Annotated in this window: 19 protein-coding genes; 13 read left to right on the forward strand and 6 right to left on the reverse strand. The window is 48.4% G+C overall.

The window, feature by feature from the left end:
• Positions 1-14: 14 nt before the first annotated feature.
• The gene (locus MJO57_RS31645; protein ID WP_252021561.1) at positions 15-3,968 is read right to left on the reverse strand and encodes a hypothetical protein; all 3,954 of its coding nucleotides are present in this window, start codon (positions 3,966-3,968) and stop codon (positions 15-17) included.
• Positions 3,969-4,506: 538 nt separating this feature from the next.
• Here MJO57_RS31645 and fliO point away from each other — a divergent pair.
• On the forward strand, positions 4,507-4,896 hold the full coding sequence (gene fliO / locus MJO57_RS31650; protein ID WP_252021562.1) for a flagellar biosynthetic protein FliO: 390 nt from the start codon (positions 4,507-4,509) through the stop codon (positions 4,894-4,896).
• Positions 4,897-5,282: 386 nt separating this feature from the next.
• Here the strand turns inward: fliO and MJO57_RS31655 are convergent, their stop codons facing one another.
• Positions 5,283-7,826: an ABC transporter permease gene (locus tag MJO57_RS31655; protein ID WP_252021563.1), complete on the reverse strand. Its 2,544-nt coding sequence runs from the start codon at positions 7,824-7,826 to the stop codon at positions 5,283-5,285.
• The gene (locus tag MJO57_RS31660; protein ID WP_252027152.1) at positions 7,823-8,575 is read right to left on the reverse strand and encodes an ABC transporter ATP-binding protein; all 753 of its coding nucleotides are present in this window, start codon (positions 8,573-8,575) and stop codon (positions 7,823-7,825) included. Before MJO57_RS31660 ends, MJO57_RS31655 begins: the two co-directional genes overlap by 4 nt.
• Before the next feature lie 166 nt (positions 8,576-8,741).
• Here MJO57_RS31660 and MJO57_RS31665 point away from each other — a divergent pair, with 166 nt between their 5' ends.
• Both MJO57_RS31665 and MJO57_RS31670 read left to right on the forward strand, forming a co-directional pair.
• Positions 8,742-9,329 carry an arylesterase gene (locus MJO57_RS31665; protein ID WP_252021564.1) on the forward strand — a complete coding sequence of 196 codons (588 nt, stop codon included), beginning with the start codon at positions 8,742-8,744 and terminating at the stop codon, positions 9,327-9,329.
• Between the two features lie 214 nt (positions 9,330-9,543).
• Positions 9,544-10,776, forward strand: a complete 1,233-nt coding sequence (locus tag MJO57_RS31670) for a hypothetical protein (protein WP_252021565.1) — start codon at positions 9,544-9,546, stop codon at positions 10,774-10,776.
• A 270-nt stretch (positions 10,777-11,046) separates the two neighbouring features.
• On the opposite strand, the gene MJO57_RS31675 is transcribed toward MJO57_RS31670, so the two are convergent.
• On the reverse strand, positions 11,047-12,120 hold the full coding sequence (locus MJO57_RS31675; RefSeq protein WP_252021566.1) for a patatin-like phospholipase family protein: 1,074 nt from the start codon (positions 12,118-12,120) through the stop codon (positions 11,047-11,049).
• A 32-nt stretch (positions 12,121-12,152) separates the two neighbouring features.
• Positions 12,153-13,082: an allantoinase PuuE gene (gene puuE / locus MJO57_RS31680; RefSeq protein ID WP_252021568.1), complete on the reverse strand. Its 930-nt coding sequence runs from the start codon at positions 13,080-13,082 to the stop codon at positions 12,153-12,155.
• Between the two features lie 179 nt (positions 13,083-13,261).
• Here puuE and alc point away from each other — a divergent pair, with 179 nt between their 5' ends.
• The 6 genes from alc (at position 13,262) to MJO57_RS31710 (ending at position 18,433) form a co-directional block, all read left to right on the forward strand.
• Positions 13,262-14,344: an allantoicase gene (alc, locus tag MJO57_RS31685; RefSeq protein ID WP_252021570.1), complete on the forward strand. Its 1,083-nt coding sequence runs from the start codon at positions 13,262-13,264 to the stop codon at positions 14,342-14,344.
• A gap of 3 nt (positions 14,345-14,347) precedes the next feature.
• Complete coding sequence (gene uraD, locus MJO57_RS31690; protein WP_252021573.1) at positions 14,348-14,866, forward strand: 2-oxo-4-hydroxy-4-carboxy-5-ureidoimidazoline decarboxylase; 519 nt, start codon at positions 14,348-14,350, stop codon at positions 14,864-14,866.
• Positions 14,863-15,201, forward strand: a complete 339-nt coding sequence (gene uraH / locus MJO57_RS31695; RefSeq protein ID WP_252021575.1) for a hydroxyisourate hydrolase — start codon at positions 14,863-14,865, stop codon at positions 15,199-15,201. Before uraD ends, uraH begins: the two co-directional genes overlap by 4 nt.
• A 57-nt stretch (positions 15,202-15,258) precedes the next feature.
• On the forward strand, positions 15,259-15,783 hold the full coding sequence (locus MJO57_RS31700) for an ureidoglycolate lyase (protein ID WP_252021577.1): 525 nt from the start codon (positions 15,259-15,261) through the stop codon (positions 15,781-15,783).
• Positions 15,780-17,099: a guanine deaminase gene (gene guaD, locus MJO57_RS31705; protein ID WP_252021579.1), complete on the forward strand. Its 1,320-nt coding sequence runs from the start codon at positions 15,780-15,782 to the stop codon at positions 17,097-17,099. Before MJO57_RS31700 ends, guaD begins: the two co-directional genes overlap by 4 nt.
• A gap of 110 nt (positions 17,100-17,209) precedes the next feature.
• On the forward strand, positions 17,210-18,433 hold the full coding sequence (locus tag MJO57_RS31710; protein ID WP_252021581.1) for a urate hydroxylase PuuD: 1,224 nt from the start codon (positions 17,210-17,212) through the stop codon (positions 18,431-18,433).
• 324 nt (positions 18,434-18,757) lie between these two features.
• Here MJO57_RS31710 and orn read toward each other — a convergent pair whose 3' ends face one another.
• Complete coding sequence (gene orn, locus MJO57_RS31715; protein WP_252021583.1) at positions 18,758-19,297, reverse strand: oligoribonuclease; 540 nt, start codon at positions 19,295-19,297, stop codon at positions 18,758-18,760.
• 142 nt (positions 19,298-19,439) lie between these two features.
• On the opposite strand from orn, the gene rsgA reads away from it, so the two are divergent.
• The 4 genes from rsgA (at position 19,440) to MJO57_RS31735 (ending at position 23,668) form a co-directional block, all read left to right on the forward strand.
• Positions 19,440-20,477, forward strand: a complete 1,038-nt coding sequence (gene rsgA, locus MJO57_RS31720) for a small ribosomal subunit biogenesis GTPase RsgA (RefSeq protein ID WP_252021586.1) — start codon at positions 19,440-19,442, stop codon at positions 20,475-20,477.
• A gap of 96 nt (positions 20,478-20,573) precedes the next feature.
• Positions 20,574-21,482 (forward strand): TauD/TfdA family dioxygenase, encoded by a 909-nt coding sequence (locus tag MJO57_RS31725; RefSeq protein ID WP_252021588.1) that lies wholly within the window; start codon positions 20,574-20,576, stop codon positions 21,480-21,482.
• 171 nt (positions 21,483-21,653) lie between these two features.
• Entirely contained in the window at positions 21,654-22,610 is a 957-nt protein-coding gene (gene gshB, locus MJO57_RS31730) for a glutathione synthase (RefSeq protein WP_252027153.1), read from the forward strand.
• Positions 22,611-22,846: 236 nt separating this feature from the next.
• The gene (locus MJO57_RS31735) at positions 22,847-23,668 is read left to right on the forward strand and encodes an energy transducer TonB (RefSeq protein ID WP_252021590.1); all 822 of its coding nucleotides are present in this window, start codon (positions 22,847-22,849) and stop codon (positions 23,666-23,668) included.
• The last annotated feature ends 4 nt before the right edge of the window (positions 23,669-23,672 follow it).

Genomic DNA, 23,672 nt, shown 5'->3' on the forward strand with positions numbered 1-23,672 from the left:
TCCAAAAGCTGGCTTTAGTGTTGTTTAACTTTCGTATAAATAGCTAAACGACAATTATTACTTAAATTTTCCCATTGTTCTTTGGTCTGTCGCATAAGGGCACCATCAGCTTCATTTTTAGTATTTAATATTGCCTCATCCAGGGCACGTGCAGTCCCGTTTATTGGCATTGTTATAACGGTGGGTACCGTGAATGGTTCATGATCATTACTTCCCAAATGCATTCCCATCGAATTGGCAAGATAAAGAAGACCGTTCTTATCATCCCTGAGAAAGGTGACATAGTGTGTTTCGGATATATTGACTGAGCCAGCGAGCTGATATTCAGTACATGTACCATCGCTGTGATATTTTTGAACTTTATCTGAAAGGGAAATACCACTCCTCTGGTCACGGCCATATGTCGGCGGTGAAAGTAGCAAAACGTCCGGGTCTTCCACACGTGCACCAGAGTCACGAGCAATCTCGTCCAGGTAAACAAGATTGAATGCGTCGTTCATATCCTTGCCTGCAAGTTCTCTCTGCTTATGCACAGGAAAGTTGAATATTTCGATAAGTCCTTTACTTTGGGTAAAAGATTGCAGGGTTCTCAAGTCGGTTATCATCCGTTCAAAAAACTCATCTGGCTCAAGGTTTACTCCTTTGGCAAGACCAAAGATTGTACGGATGTCGTTCAGGTTATCATTTACTCGAATCGCCCCAAGTCGTTGCGAATCGTACTGTACTAAAACGCTATCCAGGTCTTTCAGTCTGCCAAGAGCCTCCAGAACCATTCTGTGATCTCTTTCAGCCTTAACATCAAACGTATATTTAGGTAAGTTTGCTAACTGACGCTGTGTCTCTTTTACTGCTTGCTGGATTTGTCCAATAAGCAACCTCAGGCTACCCTGGTGTGACATCCCCATTAATACTGAAGCTATCGCGCAGTTATTTCCGGCTGCCTGGATACCAGCTCCCTGCATGACGGACACCTGGCCATGGGCGTAACCTTTTACCGGATAAGACTCGGCATTAGCTAATCTGTCTATTTCCTGTCTGCCAGCCTGATTCTGAGCCCGAATGGCCTCTATGGCATCAATTAAGGAGGGGGGAGCTGCATCCAATGGTAGTTCATCATCCGGTGCAGCAAGCAGAGCGTTCAGTCCCGAGCGAAAAACCTGTTCATGTAGCTGGTCCCATTGGACAGGAGCTTGAGCTATTGGTCGTTCAGACCTGGCGGGTGGCGATGCAGTGGCACCATCAATAACATCGTCTGAGCCTCCGGGATGAGTAGGACTGGCTGCAGCGTGAACTGGCATCCGACTGGTCACTGCAGGAGAAGATTGAACAGAGCCGAATGCAAACTTAGCATATGCCATTTGAATTTTATGCAGGTCCCTAATACTCCCACATGCTGCATTCTGGATAATTTTTCTATCTATAGGAAGTTGCCTGAAAATTGTTTTAATCTTCTTAAGAGATTCAGTGCCAACGTCCAGGCCACTTAAATGTCCAACAATTTGATCAATTTGCCTGTCAATAGCTCCATTACTAAATGAAGGAGCAGACTTTAAAGGTGGTACTGGTTTTGTTAACAATGCATTTCCAACATCGGCTTCAAACCATTTTTTTGCCTCCCGGAACCGCTGATCAAAATTTGTGATATCGCTGGGTACTGGCAGCCCGGTACACTGTCCATCTGCTGCCTTCCATTGGTCATACCTGACCTTCAGATTGGCAAACTCCTCAGCCGACAAATCAAACTCAGGTTTACGAGGAGTTTGTAAAACCTCTTCTACAAGACCATGGTCGAAAGACCTATGCCTGCTTTGCATAATATGAATCAGCTGCTCTTTTCTGGAGGAGTATACCTCCTGAAGCAGTTGATTGCCTGAAGCTTTTTCGTGTGTTTGCGGAGCAGCCACTTTAACTGATCGTGAATCACCACCCACTGCTGTCAAAGTATGTGGGCTATTTGTAGGTGAAGATTCTGCCACTTTGGGTGACGAACTACTCATTGATTGCACTTTGCATGCTGACAACCTGACACCATACTTATGGATTGCAGAATATCTATTTGAGTAATTGAAATGACCAAAACCTGTTGGAATTAATATGCTTTCTATAAACTTCTTATTATCGTACTTATGATGAGCACCTTCACCAAATGTGATAAGTAGCTTTCCATTATCTTCCATTAAATTGTTAAGTTTTTGAAAAAGACATTGATTTGCAGAAGCGTCATCAAACACATACCCAGGAAGACCGGTAAAGTGTATCTCCTTAAACTTTTTACCCGGTGGGATTTGGTCTACTGTTACGTGTATATCTCCATTCAGGTCTGAATGCCCCTGTGCATCGGCAAAGACTGTTCGTTGTTTTGTAAAATATTTACCCGTTCTATCATCTATTTGTGAGCCAATGGCCAACACATCATATTGGGGCTTGCTTATATCTCGAAGGCTGAACTCCAAAGCAAGCGTTAGATTATTCTCATAATCAAACTTTGCGATCTTAGCCTCTTTTTCTTTTACTTGCTTTAACCGGTCAGCTTGTTCAGCTCTAATGGCCTGGTCTTCCATATCTGCTTTATGACGGGTATTCATTAAACGATCAATTTCATCACGAGAGAATACACACTCTAAAACACCATGAGCCTGTTTATCATCCAAACCGATTTCATATTTTAACGTATGATCCAGCTGCCCAATTTGCATTTTATCCGGTTCTAATGCAATTATTTGAAAACTTTTAGTAAAATCGATTCCTAAACCAATCAACTTCATCTTCAATTGCAATTGTTTTGCATCATCCGAGAGCATTGTGCCAGTTTCATTCTCCTTTGTTTCTGGTCGAACAGGACCAGAAACGCATGCAGCAGCTGCTCCATCACTATCATCGCCGACCCCACTGAAGTCAAAAGCAGGATGTTGCTTTATTTCCGCAGCTGAGCTGGGTAAAAGTCTGGTTTCCAATATCTGGCATTGCGTAACAATGGCCTCGAGAGCTCCTCTTGCGTTCCAGCTACCTCCTCCGTGAAGGGCGTATTCAACAGTTTCAGCATCGAAGTCGGAATAATTAAAGTTTTTCTGTATTCTGGAAAGAATCACATCATCGATAGTGGGATAGGCTGCTCTGATATTTGCAATGATTTTGGATAATTTAGAAGCATCCTTACTTTGAATTTCGGCACTTTTTGCTGGCTCAGTTCGGATATGAACTGGAGATTTAATGCTTATACCTTGTCTTACTGGTAATGAGTGAGGTGAAGGAGTTGCCTCTGAGTGTGATTCATGAGTCCTCCGAGTTTTTTTAACTGCCTGAGTCAGCTTATCGTAATGCCTGTTTATGTTAATGGCAGACGCAGGCATCTTTGCTCTTTCAACATTTTCAGCGTTAAGTTTCTGGCCTACTTTCGACAGCTCGTAATGCCTGACAACATCACGAAGTGCCTGTTGTTGTTCTTGACTTAAATCCCCATCAGCTTTCAGCCCCTTTAAATTCCACACTATGCCTGATTTCATCCCTAACTTATTCAGAACATTCTTAATCTCTGGATAAGTAACATTTTTCATGAAACGCAATTCAATAATTTTTTCATTCCGAAAGATATCAACACATGCCCTGGCAATGTTCTCTAAAAAATCTTCCGGTGAGTGAACGCCTGAACTTCGGCTGCATGGTGAGGGTAACTGAGGAGGGGTACACTTGTATCTTATTTGACGGGAAGCAAAGGCTGCTGAAGCACGTTGAGATCCCGGATTCTGCCGGATATCAGTGCCCATAACTCTGGAAAACCCTGACGGCCTTGAACATGGATGACCTGCGAATTCCGTCGGTTGTCCGGGTTTTCCTGTTCCACCATGGTTACCATAACTTTCATTGCTTTCACCAGTACCAGCTCCATATTTACGTTCTGTAGAACCAGACTGTTCAATACTACGAGACTTGGTTGTGTCATAACCTGAATGTCTAATACGATAATCCATTTTTAGCTCCTTAAATGCTCAGGAAAGACCAAATTAACCTTATGGGGTTTAAAGCAGCGTTTGAACGTCCCTTGTCCACAAGGAATTAATATTTCGCTTACCTCAATTTATGATAATTGGAATCATCCGGTAATAAATCTTCGGTCTGAATAAATTTTGAACAGCTAACCATTTTCTTTTGCATCAATCACTGACTGGTTAGTTAGTTAAGATAACACCTTGGCCCGGCACTTGCCCCTTCCATGGAATGGAGGTTATGTATACAGAAATGCTGTTATAGGTTCACGGCATCCCCTGCTACACAAGATTTCAGACTTGATTACTGATTATCCGATCAGCAATAACAGGTTATATTGGGTCAACTGCTTACGGGCATTCTTATTAACCCTTTTGATCAATAGCAAGAACAATAGTTCATTAAACAAATAAATATACCAGATCAGAAGCTTGCACTCTGCGCCAAGAGGGCTTTATAGTCATTAGCATGAGACAACTAATCAAATATCATACCTTCCTGTTACTTCTGCCCGCCCGCTTAATGGCAGAGACAACAGAACCTGCCAATCCGGTCAGTGAACTGGACCTGTTTCAGGTTGTCATGCCCATGGTGATGGTCGTCAGCCTGATTTTTGTGCTGGCCTGGCTGGTCAAACGGTTTAATCCCAGGCTGCCGGCCATGGGAAAGGATATCGAACTGTTATCCAGTGCCCCGATCTCGAATCAGTCCCGCCTGACTCTGGTTCGGGTGAGTGGTAAAGATCTTCTTATTGGCATAACGCCAAACCAAATTACTCTGCTGAAAGATTTTGATGCCCCGGTAGTGGATAAAAGTCAAATCAAAGGGCAGGCAGATCTGGCAGAGCAGTTTAAAAAACTCCTGCGCTCCAAATCGGATGGTGATAACGCATCTGAAAAAACGGATGTTTGATGGGGACCTCGTAAAAACCCCGGACTTCAAATCTGACCCATCTATTGTAATCTCCGGGGTGCCGCTGCTGTTTTTCGGGCTTTCCACACCCGGTTATGAACAACTTATCCATTACTGGGAACAGGAGTTATACAGGTCATGCACAAGTTATCCACAAAAACCTGTATACAACCGGTAAATGACTGTTTATGTTTCCATGGCATACCGCATCCGTATATCAATCAGCACTGCAAGTGTGTCTCTCAATATTTCCCGGCGTAGCTTGATAGAGATTTCCACAGTTTTCCTGATCAACTCCCTGAATGATCTGTGGATAACACCTTTTACCCCCTGCTGTTCCTGAGCAGAACAACATCTGTATATTTTCTGCACAGAGACATTTTTACTCACCCTGCTTGCAAAATATTTGCCGGCGACTCTCGGAGCACCCGGCGAATGCCGAGCCATCCGGCAAACCCGAGAACAAGAGCACCAAACAGGGGCAAAGCAAACCAGATAAACCAGGCCGGCTGCCAACTCAGCTCAAAAACCCGGGTATTGAGCAGATAGCTGGCAAGCTCGGTACCACAAGCCGCCAGCAGACCCGCCAGAATGCCAAACAGCACAAACTCGCCAACCTGCATCATTAAGAGCTGTCGACGGGTTCCTCCCAGTGAGCGAATTAATGCGCCCTCGTGCAGGCGTTCATCAATGCTGGATTCAATCACCGACATCATCACCAGCAATCCTGCCAATAGCAGCGCAGCCAGCATCGCCTCTACCGCAATGGTCGATTGCGCCAACATCTTCTGAACCTGGTTAATCACCGCATCCAGGTCCAGTAAGGTCATGGTTGGAAACTGAGTGATTAAAGCGTTGAGCAACAGCTTGTCCTCAATATCCAGGTAGAAGCTGTTCAGCCAGGTTGTGGGTAAATCCTGCAGAACGGCCTCAGGGAAAATCATATAGAAGTTTGGCCGGAAAGACTCCCATTGGACCGTGCGAATACTGCTTACCGTTTCAGTAAACTCATGCCCTGACACAATAAACGTCAGCCGGTCACCCAGACCAACCCCGAGCTTTTCAGCAATTTCTGCCTCAATGGAAAGGCCTTCTTCACTGCCGGGTTCCCACCAATCGCCCGCTTCAAGACGGTTTTTTTCCGGCAGTGTTTCTGACCAGGTCATGTTCAACTCACGGTTCAGAGCGTTGTGGTTCTGTTCCTCCTTGGACACTGCTTCCCTGACCGGCAAATCATTAATACCGACCAGGCGACCACGAATAATCGGATAGAGTTGGCTGGTATCCACATCATTCCCGGTGAGAAACGCCGAGTACGCCTCAACTTCGGATGGCTGAATGTTCATGGCAAAGTAGTTGGGTGTCTCTTTCGGCAACTCATTCTGCCAACGATCCAGCAAATCCGTACGGAGCAGTAATACCACTGCCATGGCCATAAACGTCAGGGTAAATGCCAGCAGCTGAGCGGATGTCTTGCCTTTGCCCTGGATGATCCGGCTGACGCCAGGGCGCCAGAATACCGGTAACGAGGAAAGCCTCTGACGGTTGCCCACATGGGCAAGCAGTAGTTGCACGCCAAGGGAGATCATTAACAGCACAGCCCCTGAGGCCAGGGCGAGCACCAGGGCTATAACCACTTCACCGGTGTGATACCAGAGCAGCAGAAAAACCGCCATCAACGAAAAGCCATAGACCAGCCAGGAAGCTGCAGGAGCTGGCGACAGATCCCGCCTCAGCACCCGCAATGGCGAAACATCCTGCAATCGTAGCAGCGGCGCAAGCCCAAAGCCGGCAAGGGTAATAACCCCCGTTGCCCCGCCAATAACCATCGGCATGATACCCGCTGCCGGCAGCCAGGCGGGCAGCACACCCTTGAGCAACTGCACGACGCCTGCCTGAAGAAACCAGCCAATCAACACACCGGGAAGCGCCACCAGCACAGCCACAAAAGCCAGCTCCACGAGCAGCAGTCTCAGCACCTGCTGTCGACTGGCACCCAGGCAACGCATCACCGCACAGCTATCAAACCGTCGCTCTGCAAACCGCTGGCTGGCCATGGCCACCGCGACTCCAGCCAACAGCATCGCCGCCATACTGGCCAATCCGAGGAACTGTTTCAGCCGCACCACCGAGTTACGAAGATCACGTCGACTGTCGTCGGCCATCATCAACCGTTCACTGTCATCCAGACGATCTTTGGACCACGCCTTGAATTGCTCCAGTGCTGAAAGCTCCCCCGCCATCAGTGTTTTCCAGCTGACCCGGCTGCCCGGCTGGATAATACCGGTGCTTTCCAGGTCTGCCATACTGAACATCAGCCGTGGGGAGAAGCTGTAAAAATCGCCTCCCCGATCCGTTTCCAGGGTGATTGCCCGGGTAATGGTCAGCCAGGTGTTACCCAGCATCACCTGATCGCCGATAGCCACACCCAGTAAAGGAAAAAGCCTGGGTTCAAGCCAGGCTTCACCGACGCCGGGTGTGTCACTGACGATCTGGTCCGGCGCAAAGGGCTGATCTGCGGTCCGGATATGACCACGCAGTGGATAATTGTTTTCCACAGCCTTGGCAGAGACCATCTGCATCTCATCCCCGGCCATGACCACCGATGGAAATTCAAGCACTGTGGATAACGTCAATCCCTGATTTTCCGCTGCTTCCAGAATGACTGGCTGCACCGGTCCCGGGCTGCGAATCAACATATCAGCACCAAGAACTTCTGCCACCTGTCGCCCAAGAGCCAGCTGCAGACGTTCACTGAACAGGGCAATGGCAGTACTGACTGCAACCGCCATCAACAGTGCAGCCACCAGCAGCCAGAGCTCACCGGAGCGCCAGTCCCTGATCAGGAAGCGCCAGGAAAGTCCGAACGTACTGTTTGGCCTGTGGGTAACATTGCGCCTGAGGCTTGCTGAGGAAGTATTCACCGTCATGCGACCTCCTCCAGACGACCACCGTGCAGTTTCAGTACCCTCTGACACCGTCTGGCAAGATCCATATCATGGGTAACCAACACAATAGTGGTGCCGCTGCCCTGATTCACTTCGAACAAAAGTTCAATAATGCTTTCCCCAGTTTTCTCATCCAGGTTACCGGTTGGCTCATCGGCAAAAAGAATATCCGGCTCGCCAGCAAACGCCCTGGCAATGGCCACTCGTTGCTGCTCACCACCAGACAGTTGTTTCGGGTAATGCTCCAGGCGGTGCTCAAGGCCAACGCGGGTCAATAGTTTCCTGGCCCGCTCACCCGGGTCGTCCACACCCGCCAACTCAAGGGGTAGCATGACATTTTCGAGCGCCGTTAAGTTGGAAAGTAACTGAAATGACTGAAAAACAAACCCGGTATGCTCGCCACGCACTGTTGCCCGCTCGTCTTCATCCAGATGATCGATGCGCTTTCCCGCAAGACTGACACTACCGGCCGTTGGCAAATCCAGCCCGGCCAGAATACCCAACAATGTAGACTTGCCTGATCCCGAGGTGCCAACAATCGCCACAGACTCACCGGACTTGATCTGCAGGTCAAGTCCGGACAAGATGGTGAGCGGGTTATCACGGGCAACTACGGTCTTTTCAAGGCCAGAGGCAGTCACCGCCAGTGAATCAGATTCTATCGATGCAGTTGTTTCAGCAGCGGTCTCAGATGTGAGCGTGTTGCGGGGACTGGAGAGCGCGTCATTCATGAGAAAATCCTTATTTCGTCGTCTTTTTACCAGCTCAGGGCCTTTTACCAGCTCAGGGCCTTTTACCAGCTCAGGGCCTTTTATCAGCTCAAGGCCTTTTATCAGCTCAAGGCCTTTTATCAGCTCAAGGCCTTTTATCAGCTCAAGGCTGTTAACTGCTGTCTTAATGACCCTTCCAGCCATCAATCTATCAGCTTCAGAAAAAACACTACTAATGTATGGTGACAGCCTCAGCGCTGCCTACGGTCTTACGGATATCGATCGGGGCTGGGTGCAATTACTTCAGGAAAAAATCGACAGTCATCAGTACCCCTGGAAAATTACCAATGTCAGCATCAGTGGCGAAACCACCGCCGGAGGCCTGAGCCGATTCCGATCAACGCTGGCACAAACCAACCCGGACCTGGTGTTACTGGAACTGGGTGGCAACGATGGTCTTCAGGGAAAGCCGTTGAAAACCATCAAATCCAACCTTGATCAGATGATTGCACTGACCCGGGAATACCATTCTGACATTATTCTCTTTGAAATGAAGATCCCACCCAACTATGGGCCGGTCTATACCCAACGTTTTACAGAAACTTTTCATGAGCTGGGCAAGAAGTGGGATGTTCCTGTCATCCCCTTCTTCCTGGAGGGCGTTGCTGGTAATGATGCACTGAATCAACCTGACGGGATTCACCCAACGGAAGCAGCCCAACCAATGATGTTAAAGAATGTATGGCCAGAGCTGTCCCCACTTTTAGCGCAATAGTATGTAGCGCAATAGTATGGCAAAGAGCGCTTCAGACGATGCCAGATTAGATTCTTGTATATTCACATCTGAAAGATTGGCGATAACATCAATTTCTGAGATTCCGGTTAAAAAATAACCGGAACCTTTTTTTTGACAAATTGTCAGAATTTAGATGGCAAAGCATCGCTTTTCAAACACAAATAAATTTAACAGTAATTTTATGAGGTAAATTATGGATAATTTATTATCTGGAGTGAATACTTTTCAACCATCTTTTTGCCCCCAACATGAACAATCTGCTGGCTGTGATGAATTTGAATCTGAGTTCTCCAAGGCTCTCCAAAGTCAGAGTTTGGTTGGCCGGCAAGCTTCTGAAAAGTCAATTCAAGAGCGTTCTGCAACTCGTGTGCAAGATAGTGCAATGCTTCATGATTCAGGCGCCTCTCCCATGGAGATTACAGAAACGCTTCCTGCAGAAATACCCTACAAGGATGAGTGTTCAAAAAATACCATTGTATTTCCTGTGACCAAACAACAGTTATCAGTTCATAAAAACTCAACCGGTAAAACACCACCTGCACAAGTTCAAGTCAATGGGCATCCTGTTACCTTCTATGTGCAGTGGTCAACATGTAGCTCCGGAAGCTCTGATGTGTTTCTTGTCGCTAAAGGCCCTGACTGGGTATCAGCCAATAGAGAACCGGTGCCATCACCAGAAATTCAGAAAGAAATACAAGACTCAATAAATAAGAAGCAGTTGGAGTTGGCTGAGTTGCAAACACTGACTGAACAGTTTTTTGCGAAAACCGCCCATCTGAAGCAAACAGAGGACTTGGAATTATTACGTCGTTATATAGGGGATATGGATGGGGTATTTAGAAAGTTCCTACCGGAAGATGCCGGATCTACAACTGATGCGACCAACTACCTATACCGACATGGTAGTAAGCAGGTTTACATGCTCGAATTATGCGATAAAGAAGGGGGTATCTATAGCATCCCTGAAGAGGAAATTTGCCCAGTCGACATTCAAATAACTTCTTCAGACACCTCAGATCAGGACAAAAATCCGTGGCAGCAATGCACAACCTGGAGTTTAGCGTTGACAGATACCGATGGAAAACTCCTGGCAGAACATCCTTATATTACGTTTCAGGATAAAGCTGATACCTTTTTATTGGATGGTCACGCAATGGACGGCTGGAGATTCGATGAGTTTAAAGAGCATATTGAAACCAGGAACTTGCTCAAGTTCGATTCTGACAGTATTGATGATGTTTTTACTACATTTAACTCCTGCAAAAAGCACAGAGATGAACTCATTCAGGCAGATCCAATAACATTTACAAGACTCTTTAAGCAACACGAACTGAAAAAGCTGTTTCGGGAAGCTATAAAAACAGCTGTTGAAGATGCCAATTGTCCTGAGCAACTCCAGTTCAGAGTTTCTTTAAACCATCGGTAGATGGCTACTCATGATTATAATTAGAGAAAATATTCATCAGCCATTTTACTAAATGGCTGTGGGTTGGCCAGGAGCCTGTCGGACTTAAGGCTGTCCTACTGTGGTTGCTATGAATTGGTCTAAAAATTTCTGCTTCTTCGTCAAATAGCCCTGCTATTCTCCTCAGAATCAGAATTTTTTATCCTCAATTTCTCGCAATCCTCGCTACGGACGCTTAAGTACGACAGGCTCCTGGTTTGTACTTCGAGTAATACTATAAACTCGCATTCTTTATAATGCTTTGATGTATCTCCTGATACTTCCATTATTGACAAGATCAATAAAATTATCCCCCAACCGTTTACTCTCATCCACAACCCGTTTCCAGTAACGAATGCGTTCATCATAAGTAAATCGGGCAAAGTCATTGCGATCGGGTATTTTTTGATAAGGAAGCCGGTCAACAAATGCCTGTGAAGGAGAAATCAGCACCATATTATCGGTATTCTGTGGCAACGGCCTGCGATGCTTTAAAGCCTTATCAAACCATCCGGGAATCATCCTTGGATAAAAGTGTGGATAAAGCACCAGGCCATCGCCTTGATGAAAACGCATATCGAAGTGGTAATCGGTAATTCCACCATCCCGATAGCAGCCTGCAGGAGCACCAGAGATATGCTTCACACCCTGCATCACCGCAGGAATGGAGCCAGAGGCCAGGATGGCATCGACCAGATTGGTTTCCGTCAGTCTCACACGCTCCGTTGGCAGATCGCTGGCGTGATAAAACGCAGGCTTATCTGAAGTACCATAGGCAGGATGGTAGAAAAGCGTGCGGGTAAAAAATGACGACAAATGTTTTCTATTAATCAAATTACCGGTAGCAGCAAGCCCCAGACCTGCCATTTGCAGCAATTTGTGCTCAGAAGCCGTCAGTCCATGGCTTCTCACGGCAATCAGATTGAAACGAAAAACGGGATTATTAAGAATCTGTCCTACGCTTTCAGGCAAAACAATATTCTCTACCAATTCTCTGGCTTTGCGACTTATTTCTGCAGGATCTGGCTTTTCGGAATAATGGGTATGAAGATAACCCTGTTCAAAACGCTCATGGGCAGCCAGCGGATCATCCTGAGCGTAACAGCTGAAGCGCCAGCTGCCGGCAGACGTTCCAATAAGATCGAGAGGTGAGGTTCTATTGCGGAAGTATTCACCCAACAAGGCTTTATCCAGCCCACTGAGCACAAACCACTTTGGTCCTCCGGAAGCACCCACCATCACTTTGACACTCTCATGGGGCAGGCCATTGGCGCGAATATAATCCAACGCCTGTGCTCCGGCCTGAATGTCAATCAGACTGCCCATACATCTCTTCCCCCGGAAATTTCCAACCAGTTTTACTTATAAGGATGACGAGTATGCCAATGTTGAGCAATCTGTTCACGCGTGCATAGCCATACCCGGTCTTTGGATTGTACATAGTCCAGAAAACGAGACAGGGCTGCGGCTCTTCCGGGCCGACCAACCAAACGACAATGAAGGCCTACTGACATCATTTTGGGAGCGGTAGCGCCCTCATCATAAAGTACATCGAAAGCGTCCTTCAGGTAACTGAAAAACTGATCACCACTGTTAAAACCCTGGGCGGTGGCAAAACGCATATCGTTACAGTCCAGTGTATAGGGTACCACCAACTGGGGCTTACCAAAGCGAGTATCCCAGTAGGGAAGGTCATCGGCATAACTATCGGCGTGATATAAAAACCCCCCCTCTTCTACCACCAGTTGCCCGGTATTTGGACTGCAACGTCCGGTATACCAACCGGTTGGACGATTACCGGTCACCTCAGTATGAATGCGGATCGCTTCCTCCATATGACGGCGTTCCTCATCAACGTCCATAAACTGATAGTCAATCCAGCGATAGCCATGACTGGCAATCTCCCAGTCAGCATCGATCATGGCTCTAACCGCTTCCGGGTTGCGAGCCATGGCCATAGCCACACCATAGACAGTGACCGGTATATTGCGCTGTGTGAAAAGCCGGTAAAGCCGCCAGAATCCCGCTCTTGAGCCGTATTCATAAATGGACTCCATACTGATGTGACGCATACCCTTATGAGCAGGAGCACCAATAATTTCTGAAAGAAATGCCTCTGATGCTTCATCACCATGAAGAATACAGTTCTCCCCGCCTTCTTCGTAATTGATAACAAATTGAACAGCAATTCTGCTATTACCTGGCCACTTCGGATCAGGAGGGGTTTTGCCATAACCAACCAGATCTCTTGGGTAGTCACTCGCCTTGAACAGCGGGTCGATCGTCATTGGGCTCTCCATTTTTTTATTGCCTGCCTGATGGTTTCTATGGCATAAATGCTGAAAAAAAATTGACCAATTAGTCAAATAACAAAACATAGTCTATCAGGATAAAGCGGTATAAGGCTCATCGATGTTTGCCGCTATCCATACGTCGTAAAAATAATAACATCAGGTCTGACATTTTTATGAATAACACTTCTTCTGATGATCTCGCAGCACAGTGGCAGCAAACACGAATCGATCTGGCAGCCCGTGCGCTGGGCGGTGATATTCTCGACTGCAGCGATGATTTCTTTGCTGAAAAAGATAACCTGCTACTGGTCGAGGACCCGATATTTCTTCCTGAAAAGTATACGGCCTACGGCAAATGGATGGATGGCTGGGAGTCGCGCCGACGTCGGGATGCACCGGGTTATGAAGGCTGTGACTGGGTCACTGTGCGCCTGGCTTCTGTGGGCGAAATCGAAGCGCTGGAGATTGATACACGTCACTTCAAGGGTAATGCCCCCGGTGCTGTGCAGCTTGACTACCTGCTTGATGATGCTGATCCTGACGACCAAAGCAACTGGCTACCTCTTACGGATCGGGTAGACGTCAAGCCTGATTTCAGAAACCTGGTTCATCTTGATCAACCGGTAAAGGCAAGCCATATCCGACTGCGAATCTATCCGGATGGCGGCGTTGCCCGTCTGCGGGTCTATGGCAAGATTCATCTTGATCAGCGCTATCGCTTACCTGGTGAACCTCTGGATCTGGCGGCACTGATGAACGGTGGCCGCTCTGTAGCTTGCAGCGACTCATTCTTCAGTCCTATGCAAAACCTGTTACTGCCCGGGCGCGGCGCTGATATGCATAACGGCTGGGAAACCAAACGCCGACGCCAGGGTGGCAATGACTGGATGATGGTAAAGCTGGCAATGCCCGGAACCATTCATCGAGTAGAAGTAGATACCTTAAACTTCAAAGGTAACTACCCGGACCGTTGCAGCCTGGAGGCCTGTACCTTCAATGGGGATAACCCTGAAGATGCGGCTGATCATGTTCAGTGGCATACCATTCTTCCTGAGCAAAAACTGCATGCCCATCGCAACCACTCTTTCTTGAGTGAGTTGCAGAATACTGAGCAACAATACACCCATGTACGTCTGAATATCTTCCCTGATGGGGGTGTATCAAGGCTTCGCATTCTTGGCTATGAGAGTGGTTATGAGAGTCGCTATGAGAGTCGCTATGAGAGCGGCTATGAGAGCAGCTTGAAAGGAGCATGATTCATGACACTTGATGAATTGAACCACCTGGATATTGACAGCGCCAGAGATTTTTTCCGCCAATGCTGTACCAGTGACCTGTGGTTGGAATCCATGGCAAATAACCGACCATACTCCAATCAGGATGAACTGTTATCCACAGCGGACAAAAGCTGGTCGGTCTGCAAAGAAAACGACTACCTACAGGCTTTTGAGGGCCATTCGAAAATTGGAGACGTAAGCAGTCTGAAGGCAAAATATGCCAACACCAGCGATATGGCGGGTCATGAGCAATCAGGTGCATCGACTGCCAGTGACGAAACACTCAAGGCACTGGCAGAGGGTAACACCGTTTACCAAACACGCTTTGGCTATATATTCATTGTCTGTGCCACCGGGAAGTCAGCCGATGAGATGCTATCACTGCTAAATGACCGGCTAGATAATCACCCGGAAAATGAGCTGGAGATTGCCGCAGCCGAGCAACATAAGATTACCCGACTGCGCCTGAACAAATTGATTGAATGGAGGCAAATGGCATGACCGGCATCAGTACCCATATTTTGGATACCGGTAGCGGGCTGCCCGCTGAAGGGGTTCCTGTATCATTATCCCGGCAGGAAGGTGATTGCTGGACGCCTGTTAGTAGCGGTGTCACCAATCATGATGGTCGCATTCAGAACCTGGCGGTTGATGGCCTGAACTTGCCCAAAGGGGTCTATCAACTGCATTTCGCCATTAAGGATTATTTCCACAAGCATGAAGTCCAGTGCTTTTATCCGGAAGTTGTGGTGACTTTTCAAGTCAGTGATGACCGTCACCATCATGTGCCACTGCTATTGTCGCCCTACGGTTACTCTACTTACCGGGGAAGTTAACACAAGCCATCACGAGCCGCTGATTAGCCCCATGTAATAAGAAAGAGAAGAAGGCACATGGATGAAAAAATGCCAGCCAAAACGCTGAAGGTGGAAGTACTGACCCGTGAGGCCTTTGAGCCTTTTGGCGACGTACTTGAAACCCGGGATACACCCGTCGTGATTAATCAGGGGCGCTGTCATAAATACAGCGACCTGACATCAGTAACCACTGATGATCAGGGTCACACGACAATGCATATTTATAAAACAGCCCCGATTAATCACTCATATCAACTGGACCTGCTTGAGCGACACCCACTGGGTAGCCAGACATTTATGCCCCTGGCAGGCCAGCGTTTTCTGGTGGTAGTTGCCTCTGGCGCCAGTGACAGCACAACACCAGACCTGGCATCCATTCGCTGCTTTTTGAGCAATGGAAAACAGGGAATCACCTACCACCCCGGTGTCTGGCACCATCCTCTGCTTTCCGTTGATGATGGAGAAGAGTACCTGGTCATTGACCGCAAGGGGCCAGGTAACAATTGTGACGAAGTCCCGATGCCTGCTGCACAGCGATATAAGGTGGAGGTGCCACGATGAGCAGATCGGTTGTCTGGCGAGCCTCTGTCCTCCACTTCCTGGATGATCCGGCCAAAAAACAGCAGCCGGGAGATCCGGACACCTGGGAATTTTTCGAGGATGGCGCCCTTTTGGTTGAAGATGGTCTGATAACCCGATGCGGTCCATCCGATCAGGTTTTGCAGAACCTGCCCACAGGAACCGAAATAAAGGATCTGACCGGTCGGCTTCTGGTACCCGGTTTTATCGACACCCACGTGCATTACCCTCAGCTTGAAGTATTGGCAGGCTGCGGAGTTCAACTGCTGGACTGGCTGAACCAATATACCTTTCCGGCAGAGCAGAAGTTTGCTGATGAACAGTATGCCAGTGAGATTGCCCGGTTCTTTCTGGATCAGTGTCTCAGCCATGGAACCACCACCGCATTGGTGTTTGGTACCGTGGCACCTCAATCCGTCGATGCCTTTTTTGCTGAGGCCCATCAACGAAACCTGCGCATGATCGCCGGCAAAGTGATGATGGACCGTAATGCCCCTGACTATCTGCTTGACACTCCTGAAAGCAGCTACGAAGACAGTAAAGCGCTGATCAATCGGTGGCATAACAAAGGGCGGTTGTCTTATGCAGTGACCCCGCGCTTTGCCCCCACCTCATCCTCTGAGCAGCTGCACCTGGCCGGCCGGTTGTTGCAGGAACACGATGGTCTTTATCTTCACACTCACCTCTCGGAAAACCTGAAAGAGATCGATTGGGTTCAGACGCTGTTCCCCGACAGCAGACACTATGTGGATGTCTATGATCAGCATGGGCTGCTTGGGCCGCGATCGGTATTTGCTCATTCGGTCCATCTGTGTGACCACAGCTGGCAGCGCATGGGCAACTCAGGCTCCTCCATTGCTTTTTGTCCCGGCTCCAATCTGTTTCTCGGTAGCGGGCTGTTCAATCTGAATCAGGCTAAAGCTCATGGTATCCCCACCGGTCTTGGTACCGATGTTGGTGGTGGAACCAGCCTCTGCCTGCTTAATACTATGAAAGACGCCTATCAGGTATCTCAGTTGCGGGAGGAAACGATCTCACCGCTTCAAGCTTTTTACCTGGCCACACTGGGAGGTGCGAAAGCACTTCATCTTGAAGACAAGGTTGGTAGCTTCCGTATCGGAAATGAAGCGGATTTTCTGGTGCTGAATCCTGCGGCTACCCCAATGCTTCAATTCAGAACGAAAAAAATAAGTGCCCATAGTGAACCAAGGGCACTGGAAGAGTTGCTTGGCGTGTTGATGGTAATGGGTGATGACCGGGTCATTGAAAAAGCCATCATCATGGGTCAGGAAGCCTGAAAGCCGGAAGTGCTGACGACATTATTGCAATGACAACCATTACATCTGCAATAACAACCGCAATAACAACCGTCGCTCAGCACTTTCAATAATAACAAGAGTATTAAACCATGGAATCCTATCTACAAGAGTGGTTAAACCTGCTATTTCGCTGGCTGCATGTTACTGCCGGTGTCGCCTGGATTGGCGCCTCCTTTTACTTCAACTGGCTGGAAGGGCGGCTGGAGGCAGCTCCGGCAAACAAACAGAAAAAAGGCATCAAAGGAGAGCTGTGGGCGCTTCACGGCGGTGGTATTTATGAAGTGAATAAATATCATCTTGCCCCTGAGAAGCTACCAAAAACATTGCATTGGTTTAAATGGGAAGCGTATGTCACCTGGCTTAGCGGTATGGGATTGCTGGCCATTATTTATTATTGGGGGGCCGAGAGTTATCTATTGGCACCACAATCAGCGCTGACACCCATTCAGGCCATTGCCATCAGTATCTTCAGCCTGCTAACCGCCTGGCTGATCTATGACCTGTTGTGCAAATCCCCACTGTTTAAGCAGGAAACCCTGTTCAGTCTGGTTCTGTTTTCACTGCTTGTGTTTGCCGCCTGGGGGTATGCTCAGCTGTTCAGTGGTCGTGCCGCCTACATTCATGTCGGTGCGCTGATTGGCACCCTGATGGTGGGGAATGTTTTCAGGGTTATTATTCCTTCACAGAGAAAACTGGTTGCCGCCGCTGAAAATGGGAACACCAGCTTCGATCCTTCTTGCCTTGGAAAGAGTGCCCAGCATGCCCTGCTGCGTTCTCGTCACAACAACTATTTCACTCTGCCACTGTTGTTTATCATGATCAGTGGCCACTATGCCATGACGTTTGGCAGTCAATGGAACTGGGCAATTCTCGCGGTTCTGGCAGCGGCTTCCGTTCTGGTTCGTCATTTCTTTAACCGACGCAATCAGGGCGCCATTTTAACCTGGCTATGGCCAGCGGCTGCCGTATTAATGCTGACGCTGGCCTTTATCATCCGACCACAAATGGCGGTTCAGCAGACACCGGTGGCAGAGCAGTCTGCGGTTGGCCAGGGTGAAATCGTTGAAATTGTGACGGCTCGCTGCAGCACCTGTCATTCAACAACACCAACGGACCCTCTCTTTCAATCACCTCCCGGCGGTCTGGTGTTCCATGACTATGATTCAATCGCTAACAAGGCAGATAAGATTTATAGCCAGACAGTGCAGACACAGATTATGCCATTGGCAAATCGCACCGGTATGACCGATGAAGAGCGAAATTTACTTGGCCAGTGGTATCAGCAAATTCAAGCGGATGGATCGGATGGATAAAATGGCTCATGATGTCAAAGCCTCTTTTTGAGAGGCTTTGTTAATGCCACAAATACAGTGGCAAAAGATTACATCGTTATATTCTGAAGGCCTGAAATCTGATGGCCGGAATTCCTCAACAAATATGATCCGGCAATTAACATGGCTCTTGTAGGATTTCAGACTGCTACTGGGTTGAACATTGCTGAAGCCCTTTATCTACAAAGGTTGTCAGCATATTGTCCGGTAATGTTGCCCAATCCTTGTTTTTCGTGACCTACAGTCAGTTTTCACTGTAGAGCAGTTCGTAATCAAAATAGAGCCATTAACATTTACGGCAATAGGCTATTTGATAAAATACTGACGATAAAACCGAAGTTCAGCAATAGATTCACGAATATCTTCAAGCGCCAGGTGAGTTCCTTGCTTGGTGAATTGGGTCAATAACTCAGGCTTCCAGCGGCGGGCCAGCTCTTTCAGGGTGCTGACATCAATATTCCGATAGTGGAAGTAATCATTCAGCTCCGGCATATAGCGCCAGAGAAAACGGCGATCCTGTCCAATAGAGTTACCACACATTGGAGAGATGCCCTGGTCGACATATTTACGAAGAAAATCCAGAGTCATCTGTTCAGCCTGCCTTTCACTGATGGTGCTGGCCCGGACCCGATCAGCCAGGCCTGTCGCCCCATGCGTGTTGACACACCACTCATTCATGCCATCCAGAACTTCATTATTCTGATGAACAGCAATAACCGGACCTTCCTCCAGAATGTTTAACTGGCCATCGGTAACAATGGTTGCGATCTCAAGAATCCGATCATTTACCGGATCCAGGCCCGTCATTTCCAGGTCGATCCATATGAGATTATCCGATTTAGCCATCCAACACCCGGCAGTTACAGTTTAGAAAATAACGAATGAGCTGACATAATAAGTCTACTTCATTCATAATTGCAGCGAAATCAGCTCAACACAAATTTATGATACTTTCACACCTTACCATTCAGACTCCCTCCTGCACATCATGAGTAAGCGCAGACTAACGCGCAGACAAAGCTGGCGCATTGAGAAAATTCAGGAAGAACGCAAAGCACGCGCCCAAAAGCGTGAGGATAAGATTGCCCGGGAACTTCAGGATGACTCGCTGGGACCAGAGCAACCGGGGCTGATCATTGCCCACTATGGAGCACAGCTGGATATCGAACCCATTGACAAACCCGGTGAGACTTATCGCTGTAACCTGAGGGCCAATCTGCCACCACTGGTGACCGGAGACCGTATTGTCTGGAAAGCCTCCAGCAAAGGTGGTATGGGGGTTGTAGTGGCGCTTGAGGATCGTGACAACCTGCTATCCAGACCGGATATGCGAGGACAGTTAAAGCCGGTTGCTGCCAATATTGACTACATTGTTCTGGTCATTGCTCCGGTTCCTGTCCCCCATATGAATCTGATTGACCGTTATCTGGTTGCTGCTGAAACCGTTGGTATTGAACCGGTCATCCTGCTGAACAAAACTGATTTGCTGGAAGATAAAGCGAGTCAGCAATCTTTTGTTAAAGAGATTAACGATATGCTCATTAGCTATGAGCACATTGGATACAGGGTACTTAAAGCATCCACCCGGACGGAAGATGGACTCAATGAACTCAAAAGCCTGCTGAAGGAACGCACCAGTGTTTTCGTCGGCCAGAGTGGTGTCGGTAAGTCGTCCCTGGTCAATACGCTTCTACCCGGTGTTGATACCCGGGTAGGCCCGTTGTCTGAAAGCACCGGTAAAGGTACCCATACCACTACGGCAGCCAGACTTTTCCACTTCCCGGCAGGTGGAACACTGATCGACTCTCCCGGGATTCGGGAATTCGGACTCTGGCATATGGAACCGGAGGCTGTGTTGCACGGATTTAAAGAGTTTCGACCATTTATTGGCCACTGCAAGTTCCGGGACTGCCATCATGAACAGGAGCCGGGTTGTGCCATTCGCAAAGCCCTGCTGAATGGCGATATTCTTCCGGAAAGAATGGACAGCTACCAGAACATCCTGAATTCTCTGGAAAAGGCTTAGTCGGCTGTCGGACAACCCTTTGCAATGAATTTTCATCAACTGGCCCACAGACTACCTATACTGTTCAGCGACATCAGATAACACTGCCTGACGACAATGATCAACTACCAGACCACCAGCCGGCACCCAAGACTCGGCTTTGAAGTAGGTCAGAGTCTGGACCTGAAAGCGCTAACCAACAGCCAAAGGCTTGGTCTGAAGCATGCACTTTGGCAGCATGGAGTGATCTTCGCCAGAAACCAACACATGAATGCCAGTGAGATGGAACAATTTGCACTGGATACTTTTGGTCCCATGATGATCGGCGACAATCGCCAACGCAAGGATCGCCCACCGTTACCACCGGAACTGGTCAGTAATCATGTTGCCATACTTGGCAATCCTCTGGGTCCCGTTGCCCGACCACCGGAGGCAGTTGCCTGCCAATGGCATCACGATAAGGACGCTCTTCCCCGCCTGGAAGGGCTGTCGATGAATGCACTCTATATTGTGATGCTTCATATGCACAAGGTGCCTGAGACCGGGTGTGATGGACAGCCTCACACAACGCACTTCCTCGACCAGTTGGAAGCCTGGTGTTCATTCAGCCCCGGACGGCAGGCAGAGTTGAGAAAAGTAAAACTTATTCACTCGCCACCGTTTCTAACGCCCGATGCATGGACAGCGGAAACACCGTTAAAAACCCATCCCCTGGTTTCGGAACATCAACTGATTGCCAGGGAGGGTCTCTATATGGGATCAGATACTGCCATACCGGTTGGGCTTGAAGATGCTCCTGAGGCCGCCAGAACATTCTGGGAAGCACTGTTGGATGAAATCCTCGGCAAGTGTGTCATTTACGCACACCGTTGGCGGGAAGGGGATATTGTTTTCTGGGATAATTCCCAGGTCATGCACCGTGGACAACCTTACGACTCAATGCAGAATCAGCGGATCGGCCTTCGATTGGGTGTCATAGATAATTGTTCTGTAATTAATCCTGAAATGGAATTAATAAAATCCTGAAATAGTTTATATTGCATAAGGCTCCCCGACGCAGTAGAAGACAGGAGCACAACAGTTCTTTCAACTGGTAAAGGGAACTTAGCCCGGAAACGCCATGCATTTATGTTCATAATCTTTGGCAAGGGACGGAGGCCTGATTCCAGTTGGACAGTGTAAAAGGTATACATTGTGATAGCGATAAAACTCGGCATTGTGATGGACCCTATTGCCTCCATCAATTACAAAAAAGACAGTTCCCTTGCCATGCTGCTGGCGGCCAGCCAGAAAGGCTGGCAGCTGTTTTACATGGAACAGGCTGACCTTTATCAGAAAGAAGGTATTGCCATGGGCAGCGTTAAACCATTGACCGTGAATGCCGATCCTGAACACTGGTTTGAACTGAAAGAACGTCAGGAGATGCCTCTGGATGCACTGGATGTCATCCTGATGCGCAAGGACCCGCCCTTTGATATGGAGTTTATTTACAGCACTTACCTGCTGGAACAGGCTCAGGCGGCCGGAACACTGATTGTGAATAATCCTCGCAGTATCCGTGACTGTAACGAAAAGATGTTTGCCACCCTGTTTCCACAGTGTACGCCTCCCGTTATGGTATCCCGCAGCCCAAGATTACTGAAGGAGTTTGCGGCAGAGCATGGTGATGTGGTACTAAAGCCACTGGATGGTATGGGCGGCAGTTCTATTTTCCGCTCGACCCCCAATGATCCGAACCTGAGCGTAATCATTGAAACGCTGACGGAAATGGGCCAGCGTCAGGCCATGATTCAAAAGTTTATTCCGGATATTACATCCGGTGACAAGCGCATTCTGATGATTGACGGGGAACCCGTTCCCTACTGTCTGGCACGCATTCCTGCTGCCGGGGAACTCAGAGGCAATCTCGCTGCGGGCGGTACAGGAGAAGGCCGTCCCCTGAGTGAACGGGATCTGTGGATTGCCCGCCAGGTAGGCCCGGAGCTTCGCAAGAAAGGCCTGATCTTTGTTGGACTCGATGTCATTGGCGACTACCTCACAGAAATCAATGTTACCTCGCCTACCTGTATCCGTGAGCTGGACAACCAGTTTGCACTCGACATCGCCGGTCAGTTGATTGATAAGATTGAGGAAAAGCTCAAGGGCAGGCACTAACCAGACGATTATTCTATAGACGGTTTTTTTCCAACAGAATCTTGCATATAGTCTTGAATATCAGACTTGCCCTGTAAGAGAGAGCCCTTGCGAAAAGGGCTCGTATCGTATTCATCAGGACGGCTCTGCCATTGTGCTTTACCAAGGAAAGCTGTAATCAGAAAGCTATGACTCAGCCAACGACCATTTCATCAACAGCCGTATCGTCGGCAGACCGCCTGGGTTTTACCCTTTTTATGGCGGCGGCTCTGCACGTTTTGATAGTACTGGGAGTAACGTTTAGCTTTAAAGACAAGCCGGCACCACCGCCAACGCTGGAAGTGACGCTGGCCAGCTATCAAAGCAAAGAGAAACCCAAAGAAGCCGACTACCTGGCCCAGATCAATCAACAGGGCAGCGGCACTCTGGAAGAAAAAGCATTGCCCTCCAGTGATCAGCAGGCGCAGTTTCAGGAAGACACCATCAAGGAAGTCCAGCCACAGTCACAAACTGCGGCTCAACCAGAACATACCCTGACACAACAGACCCGTATTACCACCCGGGCCAAGAGCGATCAGACCGTTGCTGCCACCGATGACCGTGAACAGCAGGAACCGGTTGCAGTTGAAAAAGACCAGCCACGCAAGCACATTGACCTGAAAAATGAAATTGCCAGCCTTGAAGCCCAGTTCCATCAGCAGCGTCAGATGTACGCCAAGCGCCCTCGTATCAAGCGGCTGACAGCCGCATCCACCCTACAGGAAGCCGGTGCATTCTATAAAGAATCCTGGCGGCGAAAGGTTGAGAAGGTTGGTAACCTCAACTATCCGGAAAAAGCGCGTGAATACCAGCTCTATGGAGAGTTGCGCTTAATGGTTGCTATCAATCGGGATGGCACATTATCAACGGTTGAGATACTGGACTCGTCTGGCTATCAGCTTCTGGATGATGCTGCGGTTCGTATTGTCAAAATGGCTTCACCCTTTGCCCCATTCGACGACACGCTCAAGAGCTATGATATCGTTGAAATCATTCGTACCTGGCGCTTTGAGCCCGGAAACCGACTATTGAGCCAGTAAGTGA

This window comes from Endozoicomonas sp. SCSIO W0465, from assembly GCF_023716865.1.
GTDB lineage: Bacteria > Pseudomonadota > Gammaproteobacteria > Pseudomonadales > Endozoicomonadaceae > Endozoicomonas.

Excerpts from the sequence above, each read along its gene's own strand:
- MJO57_RS31645 (WP_252021561.1), bottom strand. The coding sequence starts at position 3,968 with ATGGATTATCGTATTAGACATTCAGGTTATGACACAACCAAGTCTCGT.
- fliO (WP_252021562.1), top strand. The coding sequence starts at position 4,507 with ATGGCAGAGACAACAGAACCTGCCAATCCGGTCAGTGAACTGGACCTG.
- MJO57_RS31655 (WP_252021563.1), bottom strand. The coding sequence starts at position 7,826 with ATGACGGTGAATACTTCCTCAGCAAGCCTCAGGCGCAATGTTACCCAC.
- MJO57_RS31660 (WP_252027152.1), bottom strand. The coding sequence starts at position 8,575 with ATGAATGACGCGCTCTCCAGTCCCCGCAACACGCTCACATCTGAGACC.
- MJO57_RS31665 (WP_252021564.1), top strand. The coding sequence starts at position 8,742 with ATGACCCTTCCAGCCATCAATCTATCAGCTTCAGAAAAAACACTACTA.
- MJO57_RS31670 (WP_252021565.1), top strand. The coding sequence starts at position 9,544 with ATGGATAATTTATTATCTGGAGTGAATACTTTTCAACCATCTTTTTGC.
- MJO57_RS31675 (WP_252021566.1), bottom strand. The coding sequence starts at position 12,120 with ATGGGCAGTCTGATTGACATTCAGGCCGGAGCACAGGCGTTGGATTAT.
- puuE (WP_252021568.1), bottom strand. The coding sequence starts at position 13,082 with ATGACGATCGACCCGCTGTTCAAGGCGAGTGACTACCCAAGAGATCTG.
- alc (WP_252021570.1), top strand. The coding sequence starts at position 13,262 with ATGAATAACACTTCTTCTGATGATCTCGCAGCACAGTGGCAGCAAACA.
- uraD (WP_252021573.1), top strand. The coding sequence starts at position 14,348 with ATGACACTTGATGAATTGAACCACCTGGATATTGACAGCGCCAGAGAT.
- uraH (WP_252021575.1), top strand. The coding sequence starts at position 14,863 with ATGACCGGCATCAGTACCCATATTTTGGATACCGGTAGCGGGCTGCCC.
- MJO57_RS31700 (WP_252021577.1), top strand. The coding sequence starts at position 15,259 with ATGGATGAAAAAATGCCAGCCAAAACGCTGAAGGTGGAAGTACTGACC.
- guaD (WP_252021579.1), top strand. The coding sequence starts at position 15,780 with ATGAGCAGATCGGTTGTCTGGCGAGCCTCTGTCCTCCACTTCCTGGAT.
- MJO57_RS31710 (WP_252021581.1), top strand. The coding sequence starts at position 17,210 with ATGGAATCCTATCTACAAGAGTGGTTAAACCTGCTATTTCGCTGGCTG.
- orn (WP_252021583.1), bottom strand. The coding sequence starts at position 19,297 with ATGGCTAAATCGGATAATCTCATATGGATCGACCTGGAAATGACGGGC.
- rsgA (WP_252021586.1), top strand. The coding sequence starts at position 19,440 with ATGAGTAAGCGCAGACTAACGCGCAGACAAAGCTGGCGCATTGAGAAA.
- MJO57_RS31725 (WP_252021588.1), top strand. The coding sequence starts at position 20,574 with ATGATCAACTACCAGACCACCAGCCGGCACCCAAGACTCGGCTTTGAA.
- MJO57_RS31735 (WP_252021590.1), top strand. The coding sequence starts at position 22,847 with ATGGCGGCGGCTCTGCACGTTTTGATAGTACTGGGAGTAACGTTTAGC.